Genomic DNA, 20,800 nt, shown 5'->3' on the forward strand with positions numbered 1-20,800 from the left:
TCTGAGTATTGTTTGTTATTGCGATTGGGTTGTTTTATTCAAAAAAAAGCCGACTCTTAAAGTCGGCTTCTTTTTATTTATTCATTTACTTGGTACCAAAAATCTTATCGCCGGCATCGCCGAGTCCCGGAATAATGTATCCGTGCTCGTTCAGCCCCTGGTCGATTGATGCAGTATACAGCTCAACATCCGGGTGCGCTTTCTCCAGCGCAGCGATGCCTTCTGGTGCAGCAACCAGCACCAGCACTTTAATGCTGCTACAGCCCGCGTTTTTCAGCAGGTCAATAGTCGCGATAACGGAACCGCCGGTGGCCAGCATCGGGTCAACGATCAGCGCCATGCGCTCGTCAATGTTAGACACCAGTTTCTGGAAGTACGGTACCGGCTCCAGCGTCTCTTCGTTACGGTACATGCCCACCACGCTGATACGCGCGCTCGGAACGTTTTCCAGTACGCCTTCCATCATGCCCAGGCCCGCACGCAGGATTGGCACAACGGTGATTTTTTTACCTTTGATTTGGTCGACTTCAACCGGACCGTTCCAGCCTTCAATGGTCACCTTTTCGGTTTCCAGACCAGCGGTTGCTTCATAAGTCAGCAGGCTGCCAACTTCCGAGGCGAGTTCACGAAAGCGTTTAGTGCTGATGTCGTTTTCACGCATCAATCCCAGCTTGTGTTTGACGAGTGGGTGTTTGACTTCCACGATCTTCATACTCTTCTCCTTTCCTCAGACGAGTGGCAACCACAAAAAAAATCGCCGGATTATACCGCTTTTCCTCTCTGGCGCAACACTGCATACGCTTGATATGGATCAACCAAAGTCATTTACGTCTGAAAAATGAGTATAAGACACGCCCCGCACGCTGGGCGGGGCCGAGCATCAATCCATTGAATTCTATAAAAATTCAGCATTGGTCTGAATGACGTGCTGGTACCATGAAAAAGATTTCTTAGGCGAGCGTGCTAATGTCCCACTACCGTCATTATTTTTATCGACGTAGATAAAACCATAGCGTTTTTTCATTTCGCCCGTCCCGGCGGACACTAAATCAATACACCCCCACGGCGTATAGCCCATTAAATCGACGCCATCTTCCACCACGGCTTTTTTCATCTCACTGATGTGGGCCGCCAGGTAGTCAATGCGGTACTGATCGTTCACCGTCCCATCGCTTTCCAGCATATCGATGGCACCAAATCCGTTTTCTACGATAAACAGCGGGAGTTGATAATGATCCCAGAACCAGTTTAGCGAGTAGCGCAGGCCGACCGGATCAATCTGCCAGCCCCAGTCCGATTTTTGCACATAGGGGTTGGAGACCAGGCTTTTCGTTTCGTCATAATCCAGTTGCGGATTCTCCGCTGAAGCCTGCGTAGCAAAGGACATGTAATAACTGAAACCAATATAGTCAACACAGCCCTGAGTCAGCGCCTGACGGTCCTCCTCGGTAATATCCAGCTCAAATCCCCGACGTTCAAAGTAGTTGAGAATATGCTGCGGATATTTGCCGCGCACATGGACATCGGTAAACCAGTAACGGCGATGCATGGCGTTCATCGCCATCATTATATCGTCAGGCGCACAGGTCAGCGGGTAAATCGGGCACATGGCAATCATGCAGCCAATTTGCAGCGTGGGATTAATCTCACGCGCCGCTTTTACCGCCAGTGCACTCGCCACCAGTTCGTAGTGTGCAGCCTGATACATTACCGGCTCACGGTCTTCGCCTGGCTGGTACTTCAAGCCGGAGTTGGTAAACGGTGCAAAATCTTCGTGGAAATTAGCCTGGTTATTGATCTCATTGAACGTCATCCAGTACTTCACTTTATGCTGGAAGCGGGTGAAGACCACCTCGGCAAAACGGACAAAGAAATCAATCAACTTACGATTACGCCAGCCGCCATATTCCTTCACCAGATGGTACGGCATCTCAAAATGCGACAGCGTAACCACCGGTTCAATACCGTATTTCAGGCATTCATCGAACAGATCGTCATAGAATTGCAGGCCAGCTTCATTTGGCTGCGTTTCATCACCCTGTGGGAAAATACGGGTCCAGGCAATGGACGTACGAAAGCAGGTGAACCCCATTTCGGCAAACAGCTTAATGTCGTCTTTGTAGCGATGATAAAAATCAATAGCCTCGTGGTTGGGGTAATTTTTTCCTGCCAGCACGCCATCGGTAATTTCGCGAGCGACGCCATGCGCCCCCGCCGTCATCACATCAGCAACGCTAATCCCCTTTCCCCCTTCCTGCCAGCCACCTTCCAGTTGGTGAGCAGCAACCGCGCCGCCCCACATGAAATCTGCTTTAAATCCAGACATGTTAGCTCCTATGCCGATCTGTTTTGCTGATTGAAATGGTAAACGGCACCGTACAACCCGGCGTCGTTGCCGTGGCTGACGATATCGATATATTGCGCAATACCGAACCAGGCCAAATGATGGCGCAACAGCGACAGGAACCCCGGGCGTTCAACAATGCCGCCACCGATTAATATCACCTGCGGATCGAACACATTGACGAGGTTATAAAGACCCGTGCCGAGGTCGTTAAAAAACTCAGTGACTAAACGCTGACAGACAGGATCTCCGTCGTCGTAGCGATCAAAAACATCTTCGCCCGAGACGTCTTCCAGTACGCTCCCGATATGTTCCGCGTAGCGATGACGTAAAACGCGCAGGGTGCAGTTTTCATTCATCGAATAGCGTCTGACGTCACGTGTTCCGGGTCGGGCTGTTTGCATATAACCAAATTCACCGGCACGAAAACGCGCACCATGCACCAGTTGGTTGTTGCAGAAAATTGCCCCACCGATCCCCGTCCCGATGGTCAGGACAAGGAAATTTTCGATACCGGCTACTTTCCCCTGCCAGCGCTCAGCGAGGGCGACACAGTTGGCATCATTTTCAACCGTCACCGGCAGACCGGTATGCTCTTCCAGCCATGCTTTGAGTGCAAAATGGTCAAACTGGCGAATCGCCCCGCCCATTTCGATATAACCGGTCGTCGGATTGACATAACCCGGCGCGCTAATAGCGATGCCCTCGCAGTCAGCATGAGCAGCAACCCAGTCCAGCATGCCCTGCAAAATTTTGTCGCCATCGCAGTCAGGCACCGACAGCTTGCCCTTTTCCCGCAATTCGCCCTGTTCGCTAACCACGCCCATTTTTAATGCCGTACCACCAATATCGAATGCCGCGATATTCATTAATGATCCTTCCTTTTGACGTGTGGTCGCCGTTAATTTCATCACTGCTGATAAAAACAGAAACCGGTTTCAGTAAGATACTGTGCATTACATCATCCGGTTTCAAGCACCAGGCTGAACCCGGTTTCATTTTCGTGGTTCAGGTCAAATAAAGACGTATGTGAATGTAAATCGCTGAAAAAAATGGCAGAAAAAAGCCGATGCAAAGCAGGCTCGCAAACGTTTGCTTTCCCTGTTAGAATTGCGCCGAATTTAACTTTTACTGCAAGTAAACACGTGGGGAACCAGGCAGTGACCGATAAAACCTCTCTTAGCTACAAAGATGCCGGTGTTGATATTGACGCAGGGAATGCTCTGGTCGATCGAATCAAAGGAGTAGTAAAGAAAACCCGTCGCCCGGAAGTTATGGGGGGTCTGGGTGGCTTCGGTGCGCTGTGCGCATTGCCGCAAAAATATCGTGAACCGGTACTGGTTTCCGGCACTGACGGCGTAGGCACAAAATTGCGTCTGGCGATGGATCTGAAGCGCCACGACACCATCGGTATTGACCTGGTGGCGATGTGCGTCAACGACCTCGTGGTGCAGGGCGCTGAGCCGCTGTTTTTCCTCGACTACTATGCGACGGGTAAGCTGGACGTCGATACCGCTGCCAGCGTGATCGCCGGTATTGCCGAAGGTTGCCTGCAGTCTGGCTGTGCGCTGGTCGGCGGTGAAACCGCTGAAATGCCGGGGATGTACCACGGTGAAGATTACGATGTGGCCGGTTTCTGCGTAGGCGTGGTTGAGAAATCAGAAATCATCGACGGCTCAAAAGTGGCTGATGGCGATGTGCTGATTGCACTTGGCTCCAGCGGCCCGCATTCCAACGGTTATTCCCTGGTGCGTAAAATTGTCGAAGTCAGCGGTTGCGACCCGGAAACGACCGAACTGGAAGGCAAATCACTGGCCGATCATCTGCTGGCGCCTACCCGCATTTATGTGAAATCCATTCTGGAACTGATCGAGAAGGTTGACGTGCACGCAATTGCCCACCTGACCGGCGGCGGTTTCTGGGAAAATATCCCACGCGTCTTGCCTGACAACACCCAGGCCGTAATCGATGAATCCTCCTGGCAATGGCCAGCCGTCTTTAACTGGCTGCAAACAGCGGGTAACGTCAGTCAGCACGAGATGTATCGCACCTTCAACTGCGGCGTAGGCATGATTATCGCTCTGCCAGAAGCTGAAGTGGACAATGCTCTTGCGCTGCTGAATGAAAAAGGTGAAAACGCGTGGAGAATCGGTATCATCAAAGCGTCTGATTCCGAACAGCGTGTGGTCATTGAATGAAAAACATAGTGGTGCTCATTTCCGGTAACGGAAGCAATTTGCAGGCGATCATTGACGCCTGCAAACAGAAAAAAATCAAGGGCACCCTACGTGCAGTATTCAGTAATAAGGCCGACGCGTTCGGCCTTGAACGTGCACGCGAAGCAGGCATTCCGGCACATTCGCTGGAGGCAAGCCAGTTTGCCAGCCGTGAAGCCTTTGATCGCCAGCTAATACAAGAGATCGATGCCTATGCGCCGGACGTCGTGGTACTGGCCGGGTATATGCGTATCCTCAGCCCGGCGTTTGTCGCCCACTATGCCGAACGTTTGCTGAATATCCACCCTTCTCTGTTGCCCAAATATCCCGGCCTGCATACACATCGTCAGGTGCTGGAAAACGGTGATGAAGAACACGGAACCTCCGTTCATTTTGTCACTGACGAACTGGACGGTGGGCCGGTTATTCTGCAGGCGAAAGTGCCGGTGTTTGACGGCGACAGCGAAGATGACGTGACGGCGCGCGTTCAGGCCCAGGAACATGCCATCTATCCGCTGGTGGTCAGTTGGTTTGTCGATGGTCGTCTGCAAATGCGCGATAACGCAGCCTGGCTGGACGGCATTCGCCTTCCACCACAAGGCTACGCGGCCGACGAAGCATAAAATAGCCTCCCTGCCTCGTAGGTCGGATAAGGCATTCACACCTCCATCCGGCACTCATGTGGGCTTTTATGCCGGATGGTGACGCTAAAGCGTCTTATCCGGCCTACATCCTGCAATTCCCCTCATTTTTTCTGGCACATGCCAGTCGTGCTCGCCATAATGATCACGTAGTGTCCCGTGAATGAAACGGAGTAAAAGTATTAATGGGTCAGGAAAAGCTATACATAGAGAAAGAGCTTAGTTGGTTAGCGTTCAACGAACGCGTCCTGCAGGAAGCTGCTGATAAGTCAAACCCGTTGATTGAACGGATGCGTTTTCTGGGCATCTATTCCAATAACCTCGACGAGTTTTATAAAGTTCGTTTTGCCGAACTAAAACGCCGCATCATTATTAGCGAAGAGCAGGGTTCTAACTCTCACTCCCGCCATCTGTTAGGCAAAATCCAGGCCCGCGTACTGAAAGCCGATCAGGAGTTCGATGGCCTGTACAATGAATTACTGCTGGAGATGGCGCGCAATCAGATATTCTTAATCAATGAGCGCCAACTGTCAGCCAATCAGCAGAGCTGGTTGCGTCATTACTTCAAGCAATATCTGCGCCAGCACATTACGCCGATCCTGATTAACCGCGAGACAGATTTAGTCCAGTTTCTGAAGGACGACTATACCTATCTGGCCGTAGAGATCATTCGCGGCGATACCATTCGCTATGCGTTGCTGGAAATTCCGTCCGACAAGGTTCCCCGCTTTGTGAATCTGCCACCGGAAACACCGCGCCGCCGCAAGCCGATGATTTTGCTAGACAACATTCTGCGCTATTGCCTGGATGACATTTTCAAAGGGTTCTTTGATTACGATACGCTGAACGCCTATTCGATGAAAATGACCCGCGACGCCGAATACGATTTGGTGCACGAGATGGAATCCAGCCTGATGGAGCTGATGTCGTCCAGCCTGAAGCAGCGTCTGACCGCAGAGCCTGTGCGCTTTGTCTATCAGCGAGATATGCCCAATGCGCTGGTCGAAGTGCTGCGTGAAAAACTGACGATCTCTCGCTACGATTCGATCGTCCCCGGCGGGCGTTACCATAACTTTAAAGACTTTATTAATTTCCCCAACGTTGGCAAAGCTAATCTGGTGAACAAGCCGCTGCCTCGCCTGCGCCATATCTGGTTTGATAACGAGAAGTTCCGTAACGGATTTGATGCGATCCGCGAGCGTGATGTGCTGCTCTATTATCCGTATCATACTTTTGAGCACGTCCTTGAACTGCTGCGCCAGGCCTCGTTTGACCCGAGCGTGCTGGCTATAAAGATCAATATCTACCGCGTGGCAAAAGACTCCCGCATCATCGACGCAATGATCCATGCGGCCCACAACAGTAAAAAAGTGACCGTGGTCGTCGAGTTACAGGCACGCTTTGATGAAGAAGCCAACATTCATTGGGCCAAGCGTCTGACCGAAGCCGGCGTGCACGTCATCTTCTCCGCACCGGGTCTGAAAATTCACGCCAAGCTGTTCCTTATCTCGCGTAAAGAAGGCGACGAGGTGGTGCGCTACGCCCATATCGGGACCGGGAACTTCAACGAAAAAACGGCGCGACTGTATACTGACTACTCTTTGCTTACCGCCGATTCGCGTATTACCAACGAAGTGCGTCGGGTGTTCAACTTTATCGAAAACCCGTATCGTCCGGTGACCTTCGATTATCTGTTGGTTTCCCCGCAGAACTCACGACGTCTGCTGTACGCGATGATCGACAAAGAGATTGCCAATGCACAGCAGGGGCATTCTTCCGGCATTACGCTAAAACTGAACAACCTGGTCGATAAGGGCCTCGTTGACCGCCTGTATGCGGCGTCCTGCTCGGGCGTACCGGTTAATTTGCTGATCCGCGGAATGTGCTCCCTGATCCCGAATCTGGAAGGCATCAGTGATAATATTCGCGTGATTAGCATCGTTGACCGCTATCTTGAACATGACCGGGTCTATATCTTCGAGAATGGCGGCGATAAACAGGTATACCTGTCCTCGGCGGACTGGATGACAAGAAACATCGATTATCGTATCGAAGTCGCCACACCGCTGCTGGATCCACACCTCAAGCAGCGCGTGCTGGATATTATCGAGATCCTGTTCAGCGATACGGTAAAAGCCCGTTACATTGATAAAGAACTGAGTAATCGCTACGTGCCACGTGGAAACCGCCGTAAGGTTCAGTCGCAGTTGGCAATTTATGACTACATCAAATCACTCGAGCAACCTGACACTAGCCTAAATAATTCAAGTTGTGGGAAGGCGGCAAATGAGAGAATCCCCGGGAACTTACGCCAGTAAGTGACTGGGGTGAACGAATGCAGCCAACACATACACAACTTGAAGTATGACGGATAAACGCTATGCCAATACACGACAAGTCACCACGACCGCAGGAATTTGCTGCGGTCGACCTGGGTTCAAACAGTTTCCATATGGTTATTGCCCGCGTAGTTGACGGAGCGATGCAAATTATAGGGCGACTAAAACAACGCGTACATCTGGCGGATGGCCTCGGCGAAGACAATAAGCTGAGCGAAGAAGCCATGGAGCGTGGATTAAGCTGTTTGTCATTGTTCGCGGAACGACTGCAGGGTTTTCCCCCATCAAGCGTCTGTATTGTGGGGACCCATACGCTGCGTCAGGCGCTAAATGCCCCTGATTTTCTCAAGCGCGCAGAAAAGGTCATCCCCTACCCGATCGAAATTATTTCCGGTAACGAAGAAGCCCGACTGATTTTTATGGGCGTGGAACATACGCAGCCGGAGAAAGGCCGTAAGCTGGTGATCGACATCGGCGGAGGTTCTACCGAACTGGTGATCGGTGAAGATTTCGAGCCTAAACTGGTCGAGAGCCGTCGGATGGGCTGCGTCAGCTTTGCCCAGATGTATTTCCCAGGCGGCATTATCACTCGGGAAAACTTCCAGCGCGCCCGCATGGCGGCAGCGCAAAAACTGGAAACCTTAACCTGGCAGTTTCGAATTCAGGGTTGGAACGTGGCGCTGGGTGCCTCAGGCACCATTAAAGCGGCGCACGAGGTGCTGCTGGAGATGGGTGAAAAAGACGGTTTTATTACCCCTGAACGCCTGGAGATGTTGACCAGCGAAGTCCTGAAGCACTCCTCTTTTGCCGCGCTCAGCATGCCGGGGCTGTCCGAGGAGCGGAAAGCGGTTTTTGTTCCCGGACTGGCTATCCTGTACGGTGTTTTTGATGCGCTGGCAATACGTGAGCTGCGCCTTTCTGATGGTGCGCTTCGGGAAGGCGTACTGTATGAAATGGAAGGTCGCTTCCGCCATCAGGACGTACGCAGCCGTACCGCCAGCAGCCTGGCAAACCAGTACAACATCGACAGCGAACAGGCGCGCCGCGTGCTGGAAACCACTATGCAAATGTATGAGCAGTGGCATGCGCAGCAGCCTAAGCTGGCGAACCCGCAGCTGGAAGCATTACTCAGATGGGCCGCCATGCTGCATGAGGTGGGATTGAACATCAACCACAGTGGCCTGCACCGCCACTCGGCTTACATTCTGCAAAACAGTGACCTACCAGGTTTTAACCAGGAACAGCAGTTGATGATGGCGACATTGGTTCGCTACCATCGCAAAGCGGTTAAGCTCGACGACCTGCCGCGCTTTGCGTTGTTTAAGAAGAAGCAGTTCCTGCCGCTTATCCAGCTGTTACGTCTGGGTGTCTTGTTGAACAACCAGCGCCAGGCGACAACTACGCCGCCGACTCTGACGCTTATCACCGACGAGAACCACTGGACATTGCGCTTCCCGCATGACTGGTTCAGCCAGAACGCGCTGGTTTTGCTCGATCTGGAAAAAGAGCAGCAATACTGGGAAGCCGTAACGGGCTGGCGGCTTAAAATTGAAGAAGAACGCTCACCTGATATCGCCGCATAACGCTTCTACAGGTGCCAGAATTTCTGGCACCTGTTCTTGCAAAATCTCATGCAGCGGCTGCGGTTTACCGATCAAATAGCCCTGCATATAATCAATTCCTAAAGAAACCACCGCGCTGCGTATCTCTTCGCTTTCAACATACTCCGCCACCACCATCATTTTTTTCATTCGCGCCAGGTGACAAATCGATGCCACAATTTGGTAGTCGAGGCTATTCGAAACAATATTGCGAATAAAGCTGCCGTCAATTTTCAGGATATCGGCGCTCACATTTTTCAGTCGCGCATAGCTGGCATAGCCGGTGCCAAAATCATCAATCGCTATCTGACAGCCAAGTAACTGCAATTGCAGCAGCGTTGCCTGCGCTTGCTCGGCATTGGTTAAGGCATTGCTTTCCGTTACCTCGAAGACCAGTTGCCAGGCTTCAATCTTATATTTCGCCAGCAATTGCGCGATGTCGGTCGGCAGTCGGGCGCGACACACCGAGGTAGGCGATAAATTAATAGCAAAGCGACGGGCTGGCATTCTCTCCCGATTCTGAGCCATAAATTTCAACGTATTCTCGATGACCCACAGATCGATGCTGGAGGACAAACCGAACTCATGCGCGACGGGTAAGAAACAATCCGGCGTAACGATTTCATCGTCATCCCCTTTCAGACGCAGCAGGATTTCATGGTACACATCGCCACGCACACCATAAATGGGCTGTGCCATCAGGAAAAAGCGGTTGTGCTCCAGCGCCTGCTGTAGCCGATTCATCATCGCCACTTTATCTTTCAGGTCCCGCTGCAGGTGCATGGCACCACGACGTTGCAAATTTTCAGGCGTGTTGGTGGCAAGGGAGAGTTCGGCAATGGTGCTAAGTTCGCCCAATAACAGGTAGATATGATTAACCGGAGAGCGAACATAGCAATAACTGATCCCCACCTGTGGCTGTAAAGGCATACCATCCCAGACAAAGCGGAATTGCTTGATGTGCTGATCCAATGCCTCAATGCGCTGCTGGTGGGACTCGGTGTTAAACCGCAGGACAAGGTCATTACCCGATAACTGAAAGACGTACTCATCCTGTTCCAGAAAGGGCGCTATCCAGTGAGCGATTCTTTGCTTGTACTGGATACGTAGCATGATCCCATAATTTTTGACCAGCGGTTCCATGCCAGGGATCCGCAAGAAACAGAGCACGGACCAGGGCGACTTCTTCAGCTCCCGGTTCAACGCGCGCAGATTTGGAAGATGCACCATAGGATCAAAATACGCCAGACGATATGTACGTCGGGTAACGGCTCTCTGACGCGTTGCCAGCACGGCGATGTAATTTACGATAAAGGAGAAAACAAGATAGCTCGACGAGGTGATCGCCAGCTGCGTATCGTAACCTGAGTACCAGGGCATGTAGCTCTGATAATGATGTATTCCCGTAATGAGTATGACCGCCCACATCAGTGAAATAAGTCGATAGCCGTAACGCATTGCCCCCCACAGCATGACGGGCAATAACAGGGATAAGGTATAATTCGTACTGAAAATCGAGCTATTTTCATTTAACGGCATACACAACAGCGTCATCAACGTCGTCAATACTATCAACCACGCTGCAAACTCCGTTTTCGAGACTTTATTATCAAACTGCTGTTTTAACTGAGAAAAATAGCCGCGCAGGTGAAAAGGGTTCCGTATTGCCCGAATGATAAAATAACATAGCGGAATACCCACAAGGTTTCCCGTCAGTAAGGCCTGATAATTGATCAATGTGCCGGTATTGAAAGGCATGACGCCCATCATCCCTGATTTGCTCGCATACACGCCAACAAACGCGGCAAACTGAAAGAGTACCAGGAACAGCGTTGCCGGACAGAAAACCTGCCAAAATATACGCTGAAACATCAGATGCGAGTCACCATGAGCCACGTTGTTCCGTCGGGGGGCGAACACCCGATATCCCCCCCAACTGAGAACAATCGTTACGACAAAGTGTGCAATGATTGACACTGTTTCAAACACGCCAACCTGTGGGAGTTTATACCAGCTGATCGCAATGATAATGCCCGGTAATGCGGCCCAGCCAAAAAAGAGCATCAGGCTAATCATCAGCGCTAAAGGTAGATAAAAAAGAACGACGTTCCCCGTACTAATATGCGCGTAGGTGTTCACACAACTCAGTAAAGGCAATAACAGGGAGGGTAAGATGAGAGGTAATGCCCACCATTGGTCTCTAATAACAATATACTTTTTATTGATTTTCATAGATGCTCAGTAGAGTCCCTCACATCCTGAAGGGGTATTCAGACAGGTATCCCACCTGACTTTAAAACAATGATGTACAACACATCATAATGACTCATCAATTTTAGTTATCACCTGAATAGGGCGCTTGACATATATCAAGGAAAACAGGACCCATTAATCATTTATTACCTTTTTCCTCTTTTGTTATCGTTAATTCATTATTAATGCAAATAATAAAATTATCTTTCATAACATAAGAAGATAAAACAACTGATGCATTTTTACATAATGATGAATTGACCATTCCCTCACAGTGTGCCTTAATGTAAGCATCGTCCATTGTTGGGTACACTTTAAGGAACCCTTTGTGAGCCAGGTTACCAGCCTACGAAAACGACACCGATTTAACAGTCGCATGATCCGGATCGTACTGCTTATCAGCTTCCTCTTCTTCTTTGGACGCTTCGTCTACTCTGCTATCGGTGCGTGGCACCACCATCAGAACAAGAAAGAATCCCAACAGAGCAGCCTGTCGCAACAGACTTCCCCTGTTCAAATCGATAAACATTAATCGCTTAAAGACCGCTGTAAAGCTCTGCGCTTCAAGATTCCTTACCGGATGGCTAATCGTCTGACAGTTAACCATCCGGTAAGGGATTTGTGTTCCCTCCTGTCACTATTTTTATAACACCACACGTCACCCCAGCCAATCAATTTTGATTTCCGCACAATTACACTATCTTTTCGCTCCTCATCACCACACTATTCACGCTGATTTTCTATGTTTCTGTTTATTGGACATAATAAACGCAAATACAGCTCAAATAGCCACTAACCAATAGTGTTAATTAATATAACTGGCGTGCACATTTATATATCAAATGTAATTGAATATTTATATGAGCCTTTTTATTTTTATACATTCGACAGGGTAATACAATGCAGGGTTTTACATTATTTCCGAAAATACGAAGCGGTCTAGAGTGGATCACTGGGCACAGCGATGCAGTTATTCAATTTGGATGGAACATTGTTGCCGCCGTGATTTTACTGTTTATCGGTAAGTTCGTCTCACGGTTGCTTTCTCGCGGACTGGAGAAACTGCTGTTAAAGCGTAAAGTTGATATCACCATTATCCAGTTCTTCACTGCGTTAGTCCGCTACATCATCCTGGCATTTTTTGTCGTTGCGGCTCTGGGCCGCATCGGCATTGAAACGTCATCCATTATTGCCATCATTGGTGCCGCCGGGCTGGCCGTCGGTCTGGCGCTACAGGGATCGCTGTCCAACTTTGCGGCTGGCGTGCTGCTGGTCTCCCTGCGTCCATTTCGCGCCGGCGAGATCGTACAAATTGGTGCAGTCACCGGGACAGTCGAAAAAGTGCATCTTTTCTCAACTACCCTACTCACCGCTGATAGCAAAGAGGTGGTGATCCCTAACGGTAAAATCATCTCTGACAATATTATTAACTACTCTCGCCACCCGTTTCGTCGTATCGACCTGGTGATTGGCGTTGGCTATCAGAGTCGGATTGCAGAAGTGAAACGCGTCATTACTCATATCATCGAGCAGGATAAACGCGTTGATCAGAGTCGCGGCGTAACCGTGCGTCTGGGCGAACTTGCCGCCTCATCGCTTAACTTCTACGTTCGCGTTTGGGTGCGTAACGGCGAATACTGGAACACGTATTACGATCTACTGGAAAACATCAAAGAAGCGATGGATGCCAACCATATCGACTTGCCCTATCCGCAGATGGATATCCGTGTTCAGAACGTCCCATCACAATCACAGCCTCAGCTACAACTGGTCGATTGACTGCAAAAACAAAACACCCTCTGTAAAGACAGAGGGTGTTTGTGCGAATAGCCAGAGTAAAATCAGGCAAAGTGGAAGGTTATCATTCCCATTCTATTATTGATTATCAAAAAAAATCGTTATTTGACAGTATATTGCGCACAAAAATCCTTCAGATACCATTAAAAATGCCATGCGACATATTCAAGGTCAACCAAGATTCCAAGATCCGCCACGATACTGGAATGCGCCATCTATGATGCCAGCCAGCCACACCGCCACAGTCGCAGTCTTGAACCCACCGAACTGAACCACCTGCTCGCCCTCGGTCTCCAACATCGCTACCGGTAACTCAGGCAGCATACCTGTACCGATTCCACCAGGCGGAAACACGTTGCCGAAGTCACGCTTTAGCAGAAGTCGCGATGTGGCCTTTCCCAAGGTCAGAAATGTCTCTTTGCGGACCAGCCAGTAAGATTCAACACCCGAGGCAGCATATCGCTCCTGCCGACGAGTGAAGTCGCGCAGATGCTGGTAAGAGCGTTGCAACTCGATCACGATGGTGCGACCCGAAACCGAGAAGAGAACATCGGCCTCCCACTTGTCCCCGCTCGTAGATCGGCCCGGCACCTCGTCACGACTCTCGATGCCCATGCTTGTTAAAGCGGCCATCACTGCTGCCTTGCCTGCCTTGTGCCACTTCGTTTCCGGTGCGGTATCGCACTCATCCGAAAGATGGGCGAAGAAGGCCAAGCCGTTAATGCTTGTCTTGAGGACCGCTGGCGCCTTGCAGCAAGGCATCATGAAGTCACCTAGCTGTGCCACCTGTTTCAAGGCCTCCCACTCAATGCCCGGAATGGAAGCGGCATCTACCGGCACGCCGTCGCGCCTCCAAGCCACTTGCGTCATGGTTGCCTCGTCGCAAAAGTCAGAGTTGCAAAGTCTTCCCCAAACGCCTCGACTACCTGTCGCAGCAGAATGGAAAGCTCTGCCGGGTCACCGCCGCGGCGAACCTCGACCAGCAGTTCAGATGCGTAGTCTGGGCTGGCACGGAAAAGCTCAGCCATAGCCTCACTATGTAATCTGTCTTTCATTGATGGTGCCCTCCGCTCTGGTAGCGCAAACGGTCGAACGATAATTCAGAACGCCCACAGGCGTTGTTTTGGATTGCGCAATCCAAAACAGCAACGGCGATCCATAACTGTCTGTGTATTACGTATCGAGCATATCCCACTCGTCACCGAGCATCCAGCGTATAGCAGACAGCTTGCCGTTGATCATCCCCCACTCGAAGTCAGTCCACGGCCCCAGCGCCTCCGCGCCGAGTTCCTCCTCCGCGCTCCTCATAGCAGCTAGCATTCCCTCCCAAATCGAATCGACCACAAGCTTCCGCCGCTCTTCCGGCGCAGCTCTGTCCCACTCCTCCTTAGCCACCACCCTTTCTTCCCCATCCTCGACGTTAGCGATGATGTTCCACTTCCTGTTGTACCAAACTTGAGTAGTCAGTTTCTGCTCTGCTTCGAGCAACTCGGATAGCTGTCTAGGAGCTTGACTGTATTCGCGCTCAAACCTGGTTTCTTCGATCAATTCGCTGGCGAATTCGCTGAGCAGTGTGCTTAGGTTGGTTGAATATCTCGATCTCACGCCATCGAAAAGGGCTTCTAAATCCGGGTGTGGCAAACGTGTATCTGCTCCCTGACGGCTAAAGTCGTGGATGTTATGAGTCACGAACGCGAACACGTCGTCACTCTGACGCGCAGCCAGAGCATCAATGTAGGTCTCGATGATGATTGCATCTCCCATGCCATTCATCTGACGGTGGAAAGGGGCAATCTTGGCGATAGCTCGGTCAGCTGCACGCAGCTTAATACTGTCACTTACGGGCACAGGCTGAGAGTCGGCAAAGAGTTTTTCAATGAGGTCTACCGCCTCGTTTACTGCCTCGCCGCCAGTCGCCACGCGGTGATCCACTTCGTTTAGCTGCCGGATCGTAGCCTCACGGCCATCTTCAGGTGCGAACTGCATAATTGCCTCTCGAACCCTCTTGAAGTGACTCGAAAGGCTGGCTCTACTCGCGGCCATCACTCGGTCGCGATTCCGTGCAAATTCATCGATAACAATCTGCGGCACAACGAGTACTACTTCGTCTGCCTCGCTCATCGCGGATAGGGCATCCAACAGCGGAAGGTGGCGGGGATCTTTTGTGAGGTCGAGCCATACACACGTATCTATTAACAATTTCAGGGTCATTCGCGCTCCTTCCTCGTCTGAGAAACTACCCGCAATCCGTCCTGGCCGAACGCCTCAGCCGTCTGACGCAGCAAAATAGCCAGTTCAGCCGGGTCGCCGTCTAGGCGAACTTCGGCAAGCAACTCCGCTGCGTAGGAAGGAATAGCATGGAAATACTCCACCATGGCCTTGTCATGTGATCTGTCTTTCATCTCACCTGTCCTCTATGCTGAGAGTTCAATACAAGGCTTCTCGGTGTACATCCAAGACATCTGCAACAAGAAGATAAATTTAGTGACCGACAATGGTTTGAATTCGTGCCTGCAAAGCCACGGACAATTCGGCTATTCCTTGCGCGTTCGCATGATAACGAATAAATCGTAGATGCCGTAGATCAAACGGTATGTCGTGCTCAGCTTGAGCTATTAGTATGACTTCTCTACCCAGAGTATGCGCAATCCCAGCCTCATAAAAGACGTTAGGGTTTCTACCTGTGCAATCACACACCACAACACGCGCTCTATCTATTAAAGCAACTACATCCTGAATTACGGCTGGATTCTCCCAAATATCATCGGCACGACGACAACGAAGGCCAGCCCCTTCTGCGGCCAACTGAATACCGTTGTAGACCGGATTAAAAGCAGCATCAAATGGCATCATTACAGAGACCAGCATCGCTTCAATGCTCTCATGTTCTGAAATCTGAAATACCGTAGGCCGTTGGCGCCTCGGCCTAACCGTTCTAAGCAAAAATCGATAAAGATCAATATCCTTAACAGCCCAATGATTCCTAGAGAACTCAAAATCCTTTGGCATATCAAGTGCCATTCTATTTTTGTATATAAATGAGTTATGAATAACTGGCACCTCACTGTCTAATGAATACTCAAAAGATATATCACCACCTACTATTCTTGCTCTATTTATTTGACCAACGTAAGCAACCTCATCCCGCGTTCCTTCTTGCATAAACAGACACGGAAGGGCTATAAGTCTATCCAGCGATGGAATATTATTTTCTCTAAAAATTTGAGATATGTGGCTATCCGTATATTCAAAAACCCGGCCAATCTCCATTGATTCTTGCCCAGAGTCCCACTCAACCGATCTCATAATAAGATTAAACATATCCCCCCCCCTAAATCATGCCATTGACAGAAGCATCTACGCATCTTTCCTTGCAACCCATTGCGTATGTTCTCGGGAAAAAGCATTTTCCGCATCCCCCACAAATACAGAAAACTTTTCATCTGTATTTGGCTGCTTCGCTTCTTCTTTTACCAACCCTATCTCGTGAGACGTTAAAGAGTACGAGGCCGCTAATTCAGAAAATCGCTTTGCTTGCATCCAACTTAAAATACTTGCAGCCGCTGCTACGAAAACATCAGTTGGCCAAAAAGGCACCTCTACGTTAGCAACCCGCACCACAGCACAAACAACAGCGAAGGTATTGACCGTTATCAGAACCCAAAAAAAATACCGAGCTCTCCTACGATTGAATTTAGCTTTGTTGGCATACCATGCATGTTGATCTCCAATCCTGCTTTTCACATATATTTCTTTGCGTTTACTTAATGTTTCGCACCGGATCTGCTCCATCTTAGGAGAAACTTGGATACCTTCAAGGTGGTCAGTGAGCGCCCGGCAAACCTCTCGATTTTGTTCAATTATTGCTTTAAGTGTCAGACGAAAATCTTTCCGAGCGCTTTCATCGTCTCCCTGGAACGGTTCAGCTCGACACACATAGCGCCAAGTTATCGTCTTTATAGATTCTGCGACCGCTCTGCCACCGTACCAAAGCTTTTCTGGCCTAACACTAAACAAATAGATAGAGCACGCCAAAGCTCCTAAAAGAGCAAAGACCTGCAAGGCTGCTACAGTCCAGTGTGGAAAGCTTACTATTGATAATAATGCGGCGAGAACCAAGGTAATAAGATGGCACCTTAAAGCTAAGAAAAATTGCGACTGCGACTTTAACGAAAGTTCATTAGCAGACCGATAGAGGGCAGGGAAATCTTTATCTTCCATATATTCTCCGATCACTTATATCCGAGACTTCTATAAACTTCGTCTTTATAATGCCAGTCATCATTCGGCTGCTTAGTCCAATTAGCAAGCGCATGGGCAACAATTTTTGGTGAAAAAGGAACAAAGATAGCTCCTACATTTCGAATAATAGGCGGGCATTTTGCTTCTACCACGCTACGTGCGCCATCCAAATTTATGCCTATGATTCTGCATTTTTTTTCTAACGCGACTTCCATTTCCCATCTTACATATTTGTGCTTGTTACGTGTATCAGAACCAATAAGCACAGCAAACGTTCCTGCCATATCTATGCGCTCGCGACACTTACGTTTTATATATGCCTCATCGCTTGAATTTATTTCTTGTGAAAGCTGGCAATTAGTGAAACTGAAATCAATATGTTCGTGTTGCTTCCACGCAAGCATTAATCGATAATAGTGAATGTCCGTACTACTAAATCCTACAAATGTTCTTGGTAGCCCCATTACTATCTTCTCCACGTCTCGGAAAACCACAGCATTTTTTTATACTTAAGGACTCTAGCGCGATACCGGCCTAATGCCACGTCTTTTTTGGATTGCGCAATCCAAAAAAGCGTTTTCGCCTGCCAATTGCTAGCAGCGGCAACATCGCCTTAGACACAGGGCTTTACTGTGCCCTCGATGGAGTCATGAAGCTGTGTCGTGCGCAGTCAGCAAGATTGTGCCCTGATACGGCCCTCTGGAAATGGCAAAACTCAAAAGCCCCCTCAAATTGGAGATGATGTGCATGCCCAATTGGCCATAATTTTTCTAAAATGGCGTTACGAAAAAATGCTGCAACCGGTCTTAGGCGCCGCTCCTATCTCCGTTCATAAACAACATTGCTCATAACAGCCAAAACTTTCCCTTGTAGCTCACGAAACTCCCTCATCAATGCATCAACGTCCGCTGCCGGGGCACCATGCCCGCGTTTCTCTGCCAACCACATTTTCAGCAAGCCTGCCACCCGCCCAAGGTCGCCGTTTACTTTCCCAAGCTCCGCAACCGCCTTCAGGTCAAGTGCGGATCGAATGGGCCTGTTGCGGCCTACAGCGGACAGATAGGCGGACAATGACATGTTAGTTTGCCTGGCCTTGTCCTCGATCTCTGCGCGCTCGTCCTCCGACACCCACACCTTGATGGGCGGCAACTTCCGTCGAGGGGTGTGCTTCTCCTTTTTCTCCATGCTGTACCTCTCCAGCTTTTCAATTGTCGCGGCAGCGACGGCAAGCCTCGCAGAGCAAGATCCGTCGAGCCGAAGGCGAGTAAGGGGCGGTGGTGGGGGTCGTAGCTGCGGAGCAGCGTAGGCCCACAACACACATCTTGCCGTCTGTCTGAGTGCAACTCAAAGAAATTTAATGCTAATGGCCGTTTCGGTAACGCAAGTTGCCTTGAATTTCCTTGAATTTCGTTCATTTTTCCTTAGTTGCCTAGAGTTGCATTAATCTAAGCAGGAGTTTCCTAAAATTGCCTTGAATTTACTTAATCGACCAACTTTAACTGAACGGATCACACAGGGCGGAGAAAGCACAGGAGTGGCGACCAACATGCCGGGGCCGCGCTTCGTTCTTAGCGACGCAAATCCAGATGTGGTCAGAAATTCCAGCGGTCGCTAAAATCTCCGTGATCACAATCGGTTAAGGCCGAAATGGCACCAAAAAAGGAGCACTACAATTGGCTAGAAAAACCCTTTCCGAGCGACGAGCTGACGCGCTTTCTGAGCTAGAGATGGCTAAGGCAAGGCTTGCAAAGCTCGACAATGAGGCAGCAGAAAGAATCGGAAGAATTGCAATAAAATCAGGATTGGTTAATCTTGAGCTTACGGACGATCAGATCCGGGAAGAATTCGATAGAATCGTGGAACGGATCAGCAAGAGGAATTGATCATGAAGACAGCTCACCGCATCAGCGCTTTGGCCAATCAACTCAATGAACTGCAAGCCTGCCTAGGTCGAGCCAGCGGGCAATCTAGTAAGCCCGTTGTGGAAGCCCAGCGCATTGCGGCCGAGCTAGCTTCTTCACTCGAAGAGTGGCACCTAGAGACGCTGCACATCCCTGAGACTGAACGTAGCCTTTATCGCGCTCAGAATCCTTATTACGCGGCCCACTGACGCCGCGCACAAACTTATCAAAAGCTCACTTTGGTGGGCTTTTTTTTGTCCGCAAAAAGCATCAAACCGGACAGCTAAGTATTCTTCCTCATGAAAGAAAAACCCTAGACAAGTCAGATGGTTGGCATCATTGCAAAGGATGATTGACGGACAGTTTCCGGACGCAAGTCATTGAAATCTATGCGGATAAGTATCTATCCGCATATTCAAAACCACCCCGTATCGGACAATAATCAAACCTCAGATTACGACAAAATGAGGTATTCGGCATGGAAATGGAATCGCGAAAAACGTCAGCTTATGTCGCTCGGGTATTTGGCCGTGGCGCGGCGCTAGCTGTGGCAATGGCAACCACAGGCCTTGGTGTAGGCCTCTACATCACACCTGCACCGGCTTACGCCATCTACTGCTCTAACTGCTCGACGTTCTATCAACAGATGTTCGAGTACGCCGAACAGGTCAACACGGCGCTGAACACCGCCGAGCAACTGCAAACGCAGATTCAGCAGTACCAAAACATGGTCACTCAGGGCACGGGCCTGCCCGATTCGATGTTTGGCAGCATTGCGGCTGACTTGAAAAGCGTGGTCAACATCTACAACCGTTCGCAGGCCTTGGGCCGTCAAATCCAGAACATGGATTCGCAGTTCAACACGGCTTTCCCCGGCTTCGATTCCTACCTGAATCAAGCAGCGAACTCGGCAGAGGTCCCGGCGCAGGATCGCTATCAAAAGTGGTCGCAACAGGGCCGCGACAACGTGAAAACGGCGATGGAAGCGGCAAATCTCAATACCAGCACGTTCGAGCCTGAAGACGCCCAGCTTGCTCGCATGGTGGCCCGTTCGCAGTCAGCCGTAGGCCGCATGCAAGCTATTCAGGCGGGCAACGAAATCGCCTCGCAGAACGTGCAGCAACTGCAAAAACTGCGGGATCTGATGGCCACCCAAATCAACATGCAGGGCAACTACATGGCCCAGCAAGGCGACCGACAGGCCGTTAGCGAAGCGGCTGAACAGCAGTTTGAAGCGCGGAAAAACACACGCGGCGGCGTGAAGGAGTACTGAGAATGACTATTTCGAAATGGCTAATCGCGTTGATGTGCGCCGGGTCCGCACTGACCGGTTACATGGTTGCCGTGGTGGTTCAAAGCAACATCGAATGTACTGCGATGGCTGAGCAACAACGGCAACAGCGTGACGCTGATGCGTCGTTTGAGGCGCGCCCCAACACTCGCGGCGGCGTGAAGGGGTACTAGCT

21 protein-coding genes and 1 pseudogene are annotated in these 20,800 nt (G+C 50.2%); 10 read left to right on the forward strand and 12 right to left on the reverse strand.

Annotated elements, in window-relative coordinates; genetic code table 11:
• Positions 1-85 precede the first annotated feature (85 nt).
• The 3 genes from upp to bglK all read right to left on the reverse strand — a co-directional run bounded on the left by upp (position 86) and on the right by bglK (position 3,213).
• Entirely contained in the window at positions 86-712 is a 627-nt protein-coding gene (upp, locus tag M2374_RS06865; RefSeq protein WP_096756189.1) for a uracil phosphoribosyltransferase, read from the reverse strand.
• A 183-nt stretch (positions 713-895) separates the two neighbouring features.
• Complete coding sequence (locus M2374_RS06870; RefSeq protein WP_181688884.1) at positions 896-2,326, reverse strand: 6-phospho-beta-glucosidase; 1,431 nt, start codon at positions 2,324-2,326, stop codon at positions 896-898.
• 8 nt (positions 2,327-2,334) lie between these two features.
• Positions 2,335-3,213 carry a beta-glucoside kinase BglK gene (gene bglK, locus M2374_RS06875; RefSeq protein WP_181688883.1) on the reverse strand — a complete coding sequence of 293 codons (879 nt, stop codon included), beginning with the start codon at positions 3,211-3,213 and terminating at the stop codon, positions 2,335-2,337.
• A 291-nt stretch (positions 3,214-3,504) separates the two neighbouring features.
• Here bglK and purM point away from each other — a divergent pair, with 291 nt between their 5' ends.
• The 4 genes and pseudogenes from purM to ppx all read left to right on the forward strand — a co-directional run bounded on the left by purM (position 3,505) and on the right by ppx (position 9,123).
• Positions 3,505-4,542, forward strand: coding sequence for a phosphoribosylformylglycinamidine cyclo-ligase (gene purM, locus M2374_RS06880; protein WP_181688882.1), 1,038 nt, complete (start codon positions 3,505-3,507; stop codon positions 4,540-4,542).
• Positions 4,539-5,183, forward strand: a complete 645-nt coding sequence (purN, locus tag M2374_RS06885) for a phosphoribosylglycinamide formyltransferase (protein ID WP_181617579.1) — start codon at positions 4,539-4,541, stop codon at positions 5,181-5,183. The genes purM and purN overlap by 4 nt, the downstream gene beginning before the upstream one ends.
• Positions 5,184-5,386: 203 nt before the next feature.
• Positions 5,387-7,450 (forward strand): annotated as a pseudogene (gene ppk1 / locus M2374_RS06890) (polyphosphate kinase 1); the annotation flags it as partial.
• A 131-nt stretch (positions 7,451-7,581) separates the two neighbouring features.
• Positions 7,582-9,123, forward strand: coding sequence for an exopolyphosphatase (ppx, locus tag M2374_RS06895; RefSeq protein WP_181617580.1), 1,542 nt, complete (start codon positions 7,582-7,584; stop codon positions 9,121-9,123).
• Here the strand turns inward: ppx and M2374_RS06900 are convergent.
• The gene (locus tag M2374_RS06900; protein WP_181688881.1) at positions 9,103-11,373 is read right to left on the reverse strand and encodes a sensor domain-containing phosphodiesterase; all 2,271 of its coding nucleotides are present in this window, start codon (positions 11,371-11,373) and stop codon (positions 9,103-9,105) included. The genes ppx and M2374_RS06900 overlap by 21 nt on opposite strands.
• 349 nt (positions 11,374-11,722) lie before the next feature.
• Between M2374_RS06900 and M2374_RS06905 the strand changes: the two genes are divergently transcribed.
• On the forward strand, positions 11,723-11,926 hold the full coding sequence (locus M2374_RS06905; protein ID WP_115257795.1) for a YfgG family protein: 204 nt from the start codon (positions 11,723-11,725) through the stop codon (positions 11,924-11,926).
• Between the two features lie 368 nt (positions 11,927-12,294).
• Entirely contained in the window at positions 12,295-13,173 is an 879-nt protein-coding gene (gene mscS / locus M2374_RS06910) for a small-conductance mechanosensitive channel MscS (protein WP_096756182.1), read from the forward strand.
• 189 nt (positions 13,174-13,362) lie between these two features.
• On the opposite strand, the gene M2374_RS06915 is transcribed toward mscS, so the two are convergent.
• The 8 genes from M2374_RS06915 to M2374_RS06950 all read right to left on the reverse strand — a co-directional run bounded on the left by M2374_RS06915 (position 13,363) and on the right by M2374_RS06950 (position 18,618).
• The gene (locus M2374_RS06915) at positions 13,363-14,061 is read right to left on the reverse strand and encodes a competence protein CoiA (RefSeq protein ID WP_122350183.1); all 699 of its coding nucleotides are present in this window, start codon (positions 14,059-14,061) and stop codon (positions 13,363-13,365) included.
• Positions 14,058-14,246: a hypothetical protein gene (locus M2374_RS06920; protein WP_113771100.1), complete on the reverse strand. Its 189-nt coding sequence runs from the start codon at positions 14,244-14,246 to the stop codon at positions 14,058-14,060. Before M2374_RS06920 ends, M2374_RS06915 begins: the two co-directional genes overlap by 4 nt.
• A gap of 118 nt (positions 14,247-14,364) precedes the next feature.
• Entirely contained in the window at positions 14,365-15,402 is a 1,038-nt protein-coding gene (locus M2374_RS06925; RefSeq protein WP_122350181.1) for a PIN domain-containing protein, read from the reverse strand.
• A complete protein-coding gene (locus M2374_RS06930; RefSeq protein ID WP_122350180.1) occupies positions 15,399-15,593 on the reverse strand; it encodes a transcriptional regulator in 195 nt (64 codons plus the stop codon). The genes M2374_RS06925 and M2374_RS06930 overlap by 4 nt, the downstream gene beginning before the upstream one ends.
• Before the next feature lie 79 nt (positions 15,594-15,672).
• Positions 15,673-16,512 carry a hypothetical protein gene (locus tag M2374_RS06935; RefSeq protein ID WP_182240333.1) on the reverse strand — a complete coding sequence of 280 codons (840 nt, stop codon included), beginning with the start codon at positions 16,510-16,512 and terminating at the stop codon, positions 15,673-15,675.
• Between the two features lie 36 nt (positions 16,513-16,548).
• Complete coding sequence (locus M2374_RS06940; protein WP_122349717.1) at positions 16,549-17,412, reverse strand: DUF4231 domain-containing protein; 864 nt, start codon at positions 17,410-17,412, stop codon at positions 16,549-16,551.
• Between the two features lie 11 nt (positions 17,413-17,423).
• Positions 17,424-17,897, reverse strand: coding sequence for a TIR domain-containing protein (locus M2374_RS06945; RefSeq protein ID WP_182240335.1), 474 nt, complete (start codon positions 17,895-17,897; stop codon positions 17,424-17,426).
• Positions 17,898-18,252: 355 nt separating this feature from the next.
• Positions 18,253-18,618 carry a plasmid mobilization protein gene (locus M2374_RS06950; RefSeq protein WP_122349715.1) on the reverse strand — a complete coding sequence of 122 codons (366 nt, stop codon included), beginning with the start codon at positions 18,616-18,618 and terminating at the stop codon, positions 18,253-18,255.
• A gap of 488 nt (positions 18,619-19,106) precedes the next feature.
• Here M2374_RS06950 and M2374_RS06955 point away from each other — a divergent pair, with 488 nt between their 5' ends.
• The 4 genes from M2374_RS06955 to M2374_RS06970 all read left to right on the forward strand — a co-directional run bounded on the left by M2374_RS06955 (position 19,107) and on the right by M2374_RS06970 (position 20,798).
• On the forward strand, positions 19,107-19,316 hold the full coding sequence (locus M2374_RS06955) for a TraC family protein (RefSeq protein ID WP_229589561.1): 210 nt from the start codon (positions 19,107-19,109) through the stop codon (positions 19,314-19,316).
• Positions 19,317-19,318: 2 nt separating this feature from the next.
• Positions 19,319-19,543 (forward strand): hypothetical protein, encoded by a 225-nt coding sequence (locus tag M2374_RS06960; RefSeq protein WP_045338569.1) that lies wholly within the window; start codon positions 19,319-19,321, stop codon positions 19,541-19,543.
• A gap of 269 nt (positions 19,544-19,812) precedes the next feature.
• A complete protein-coding gene (gene trbJ, locus M2374_RS06965) occupies positions 19,813-20,607 on the forward strand; it encodes a P-type conjugative transfer protein TrbJ (protein ID WP_182240337.1) in 795 nt (264 codons plus the stop codon).
• Positions 20,608-20,609: 2 nt separating this feature from the next.
• Positions 20,610-20,798 (forward strand): hypothetical protein, encoded by a 189-nt coding sequence (locus tag M2374_RS06970; RefSeq protein WP_182240339.1) that lies wholly within the window; start codon positions 20,610-20,612, stop codon positions 20,796-20,798.
• Positions 20,799-20,800 lie beyond the last annotated feature (2 nt).

The organism is Citrobacter sp. JUb117 (assembly GCF_024809055.1).
Lineage (GTDB): Bacteria > Pseudomonadota > Gammaproteobacteria > Enterobacterales > Enterobacteriaceae > Citrobacter > Citrobacter gillenii.

Coding starts and splice junctions, on each gene's coding strand:
- upp (WP_096756189.1), bottom strand. CDS start 712: ATGAAGATCGTGGAAGTCAAACACCCACTCGTCAAACACAAGCTGGGA.
- M2374_RS06870 (WP_181688884.1), bottom strand. CDS start 2,326: ATGTCTGGATTTAAAGCAGATTTCATGTGGGGCGGCGCGGTTGCTGCT.
- bglK (WP_181688883.1), bottom strand. CDS start 3,213: ATGAATATCGCGGCATTCGATATTGGTGGTACGGCATTAAAAATGGGC.
- purN (WP_181617579.1), top strand. CDS start 4,539: ATGAAAAACATAGTGGTGCTCATTTCCGGTAACGGAAGCAATTTGCAG.
- ppx (WP_181617580.1), top strand. CDS start 7,582: ATGCCAATACACGACAAGTCACCACGACCGCAGGAATTTGCTGCGGTC.
- M2374_RS06900 (WP_181688881.1), bottom strand. CDS start 11,373: ATGAAAATCAATAAAAAGTATATTGTTATTAGAGACCAATGGTGGGCA.
- mscS (WP_096756182.1), top strand. CDS start 12,295: ATGCAGGGTTTTACATTATTTCCGAAAATACGAAGCGGTCTAGAGTGG.
- M2374_RS06915 (WP_122350183.1), bottom strand. CDS start 14,061: ATGACGCAAGTGGCTTGGAGGCGCGACGGCGTGCCGGTAGATGCCGCT.
- M2374_RS06920 (WP_113771100.1), bottom strand. CDS start 14,246: ATGAAAGACAGATTACATAGTGAGGCTATGGCTGAGCTTTTCCGTGCC.
- M2374_RS06925 (WP_122350181.1), bottom strand. CDS start 15,402: ATGACCCTGAAATTGTTAATAGATACGTGTGTATGGCTCGACCTCACA.
- M2374_RS06930 (WP_122350180.1), bottom strand. CDS start 15,593: ATGAAAGACAGATCACATGACAAGGCCATGGTGGAGTATTTCCATGCT.
- M2374_RS06935 (WP_182240333.1), bottom strand. CDS start 16,512: ATGTTTAATCTTATTATGAGATCGGTTGAGTGGGACTCTGGGCAAGAA.
- M2374_RS06940 (WP_122349717.1), bottom strand. CDS start 17,412: ATGGAAGATAAAGATTTCCCTGCCCTCTATCGGTCTGCTAATGAACTT.
- M2374_RS06945 (WP_182240335.1), bottom strand. CDS start 17,897: ATGGGGCTACCAAGAACATTTGTAGGATTTAGTAGTACGGACATTCAC.
- M2374_RS06950 (WP_122349715.1), bottom strand. CDS start 18,618: ATGGAGAAAAAGGAGAAGCACACCCCTCGACGGAAGTTGCCGCCCATC.
- M2374_RS06960 (WP_045338569.1), top strand. CDS start 19,319: ATGAAGACAGCTCACCGCATCAGCGCTTTGGCCAATCAACTCAATGAA.
- trbJ (WP_182240337.1), top strand. CDS start 19,813: ATGGAAATGGAATCGCGAAAAACGTCAGCTTATGTCGCTCGGGTATTT.
- M2374_RS06970 (WP_182240339.1), top strand. CDS start 20,610: ATGACTATTTCGAAATGGCTAATCGCGTTGATGTGCGCCGGGTCCGCA.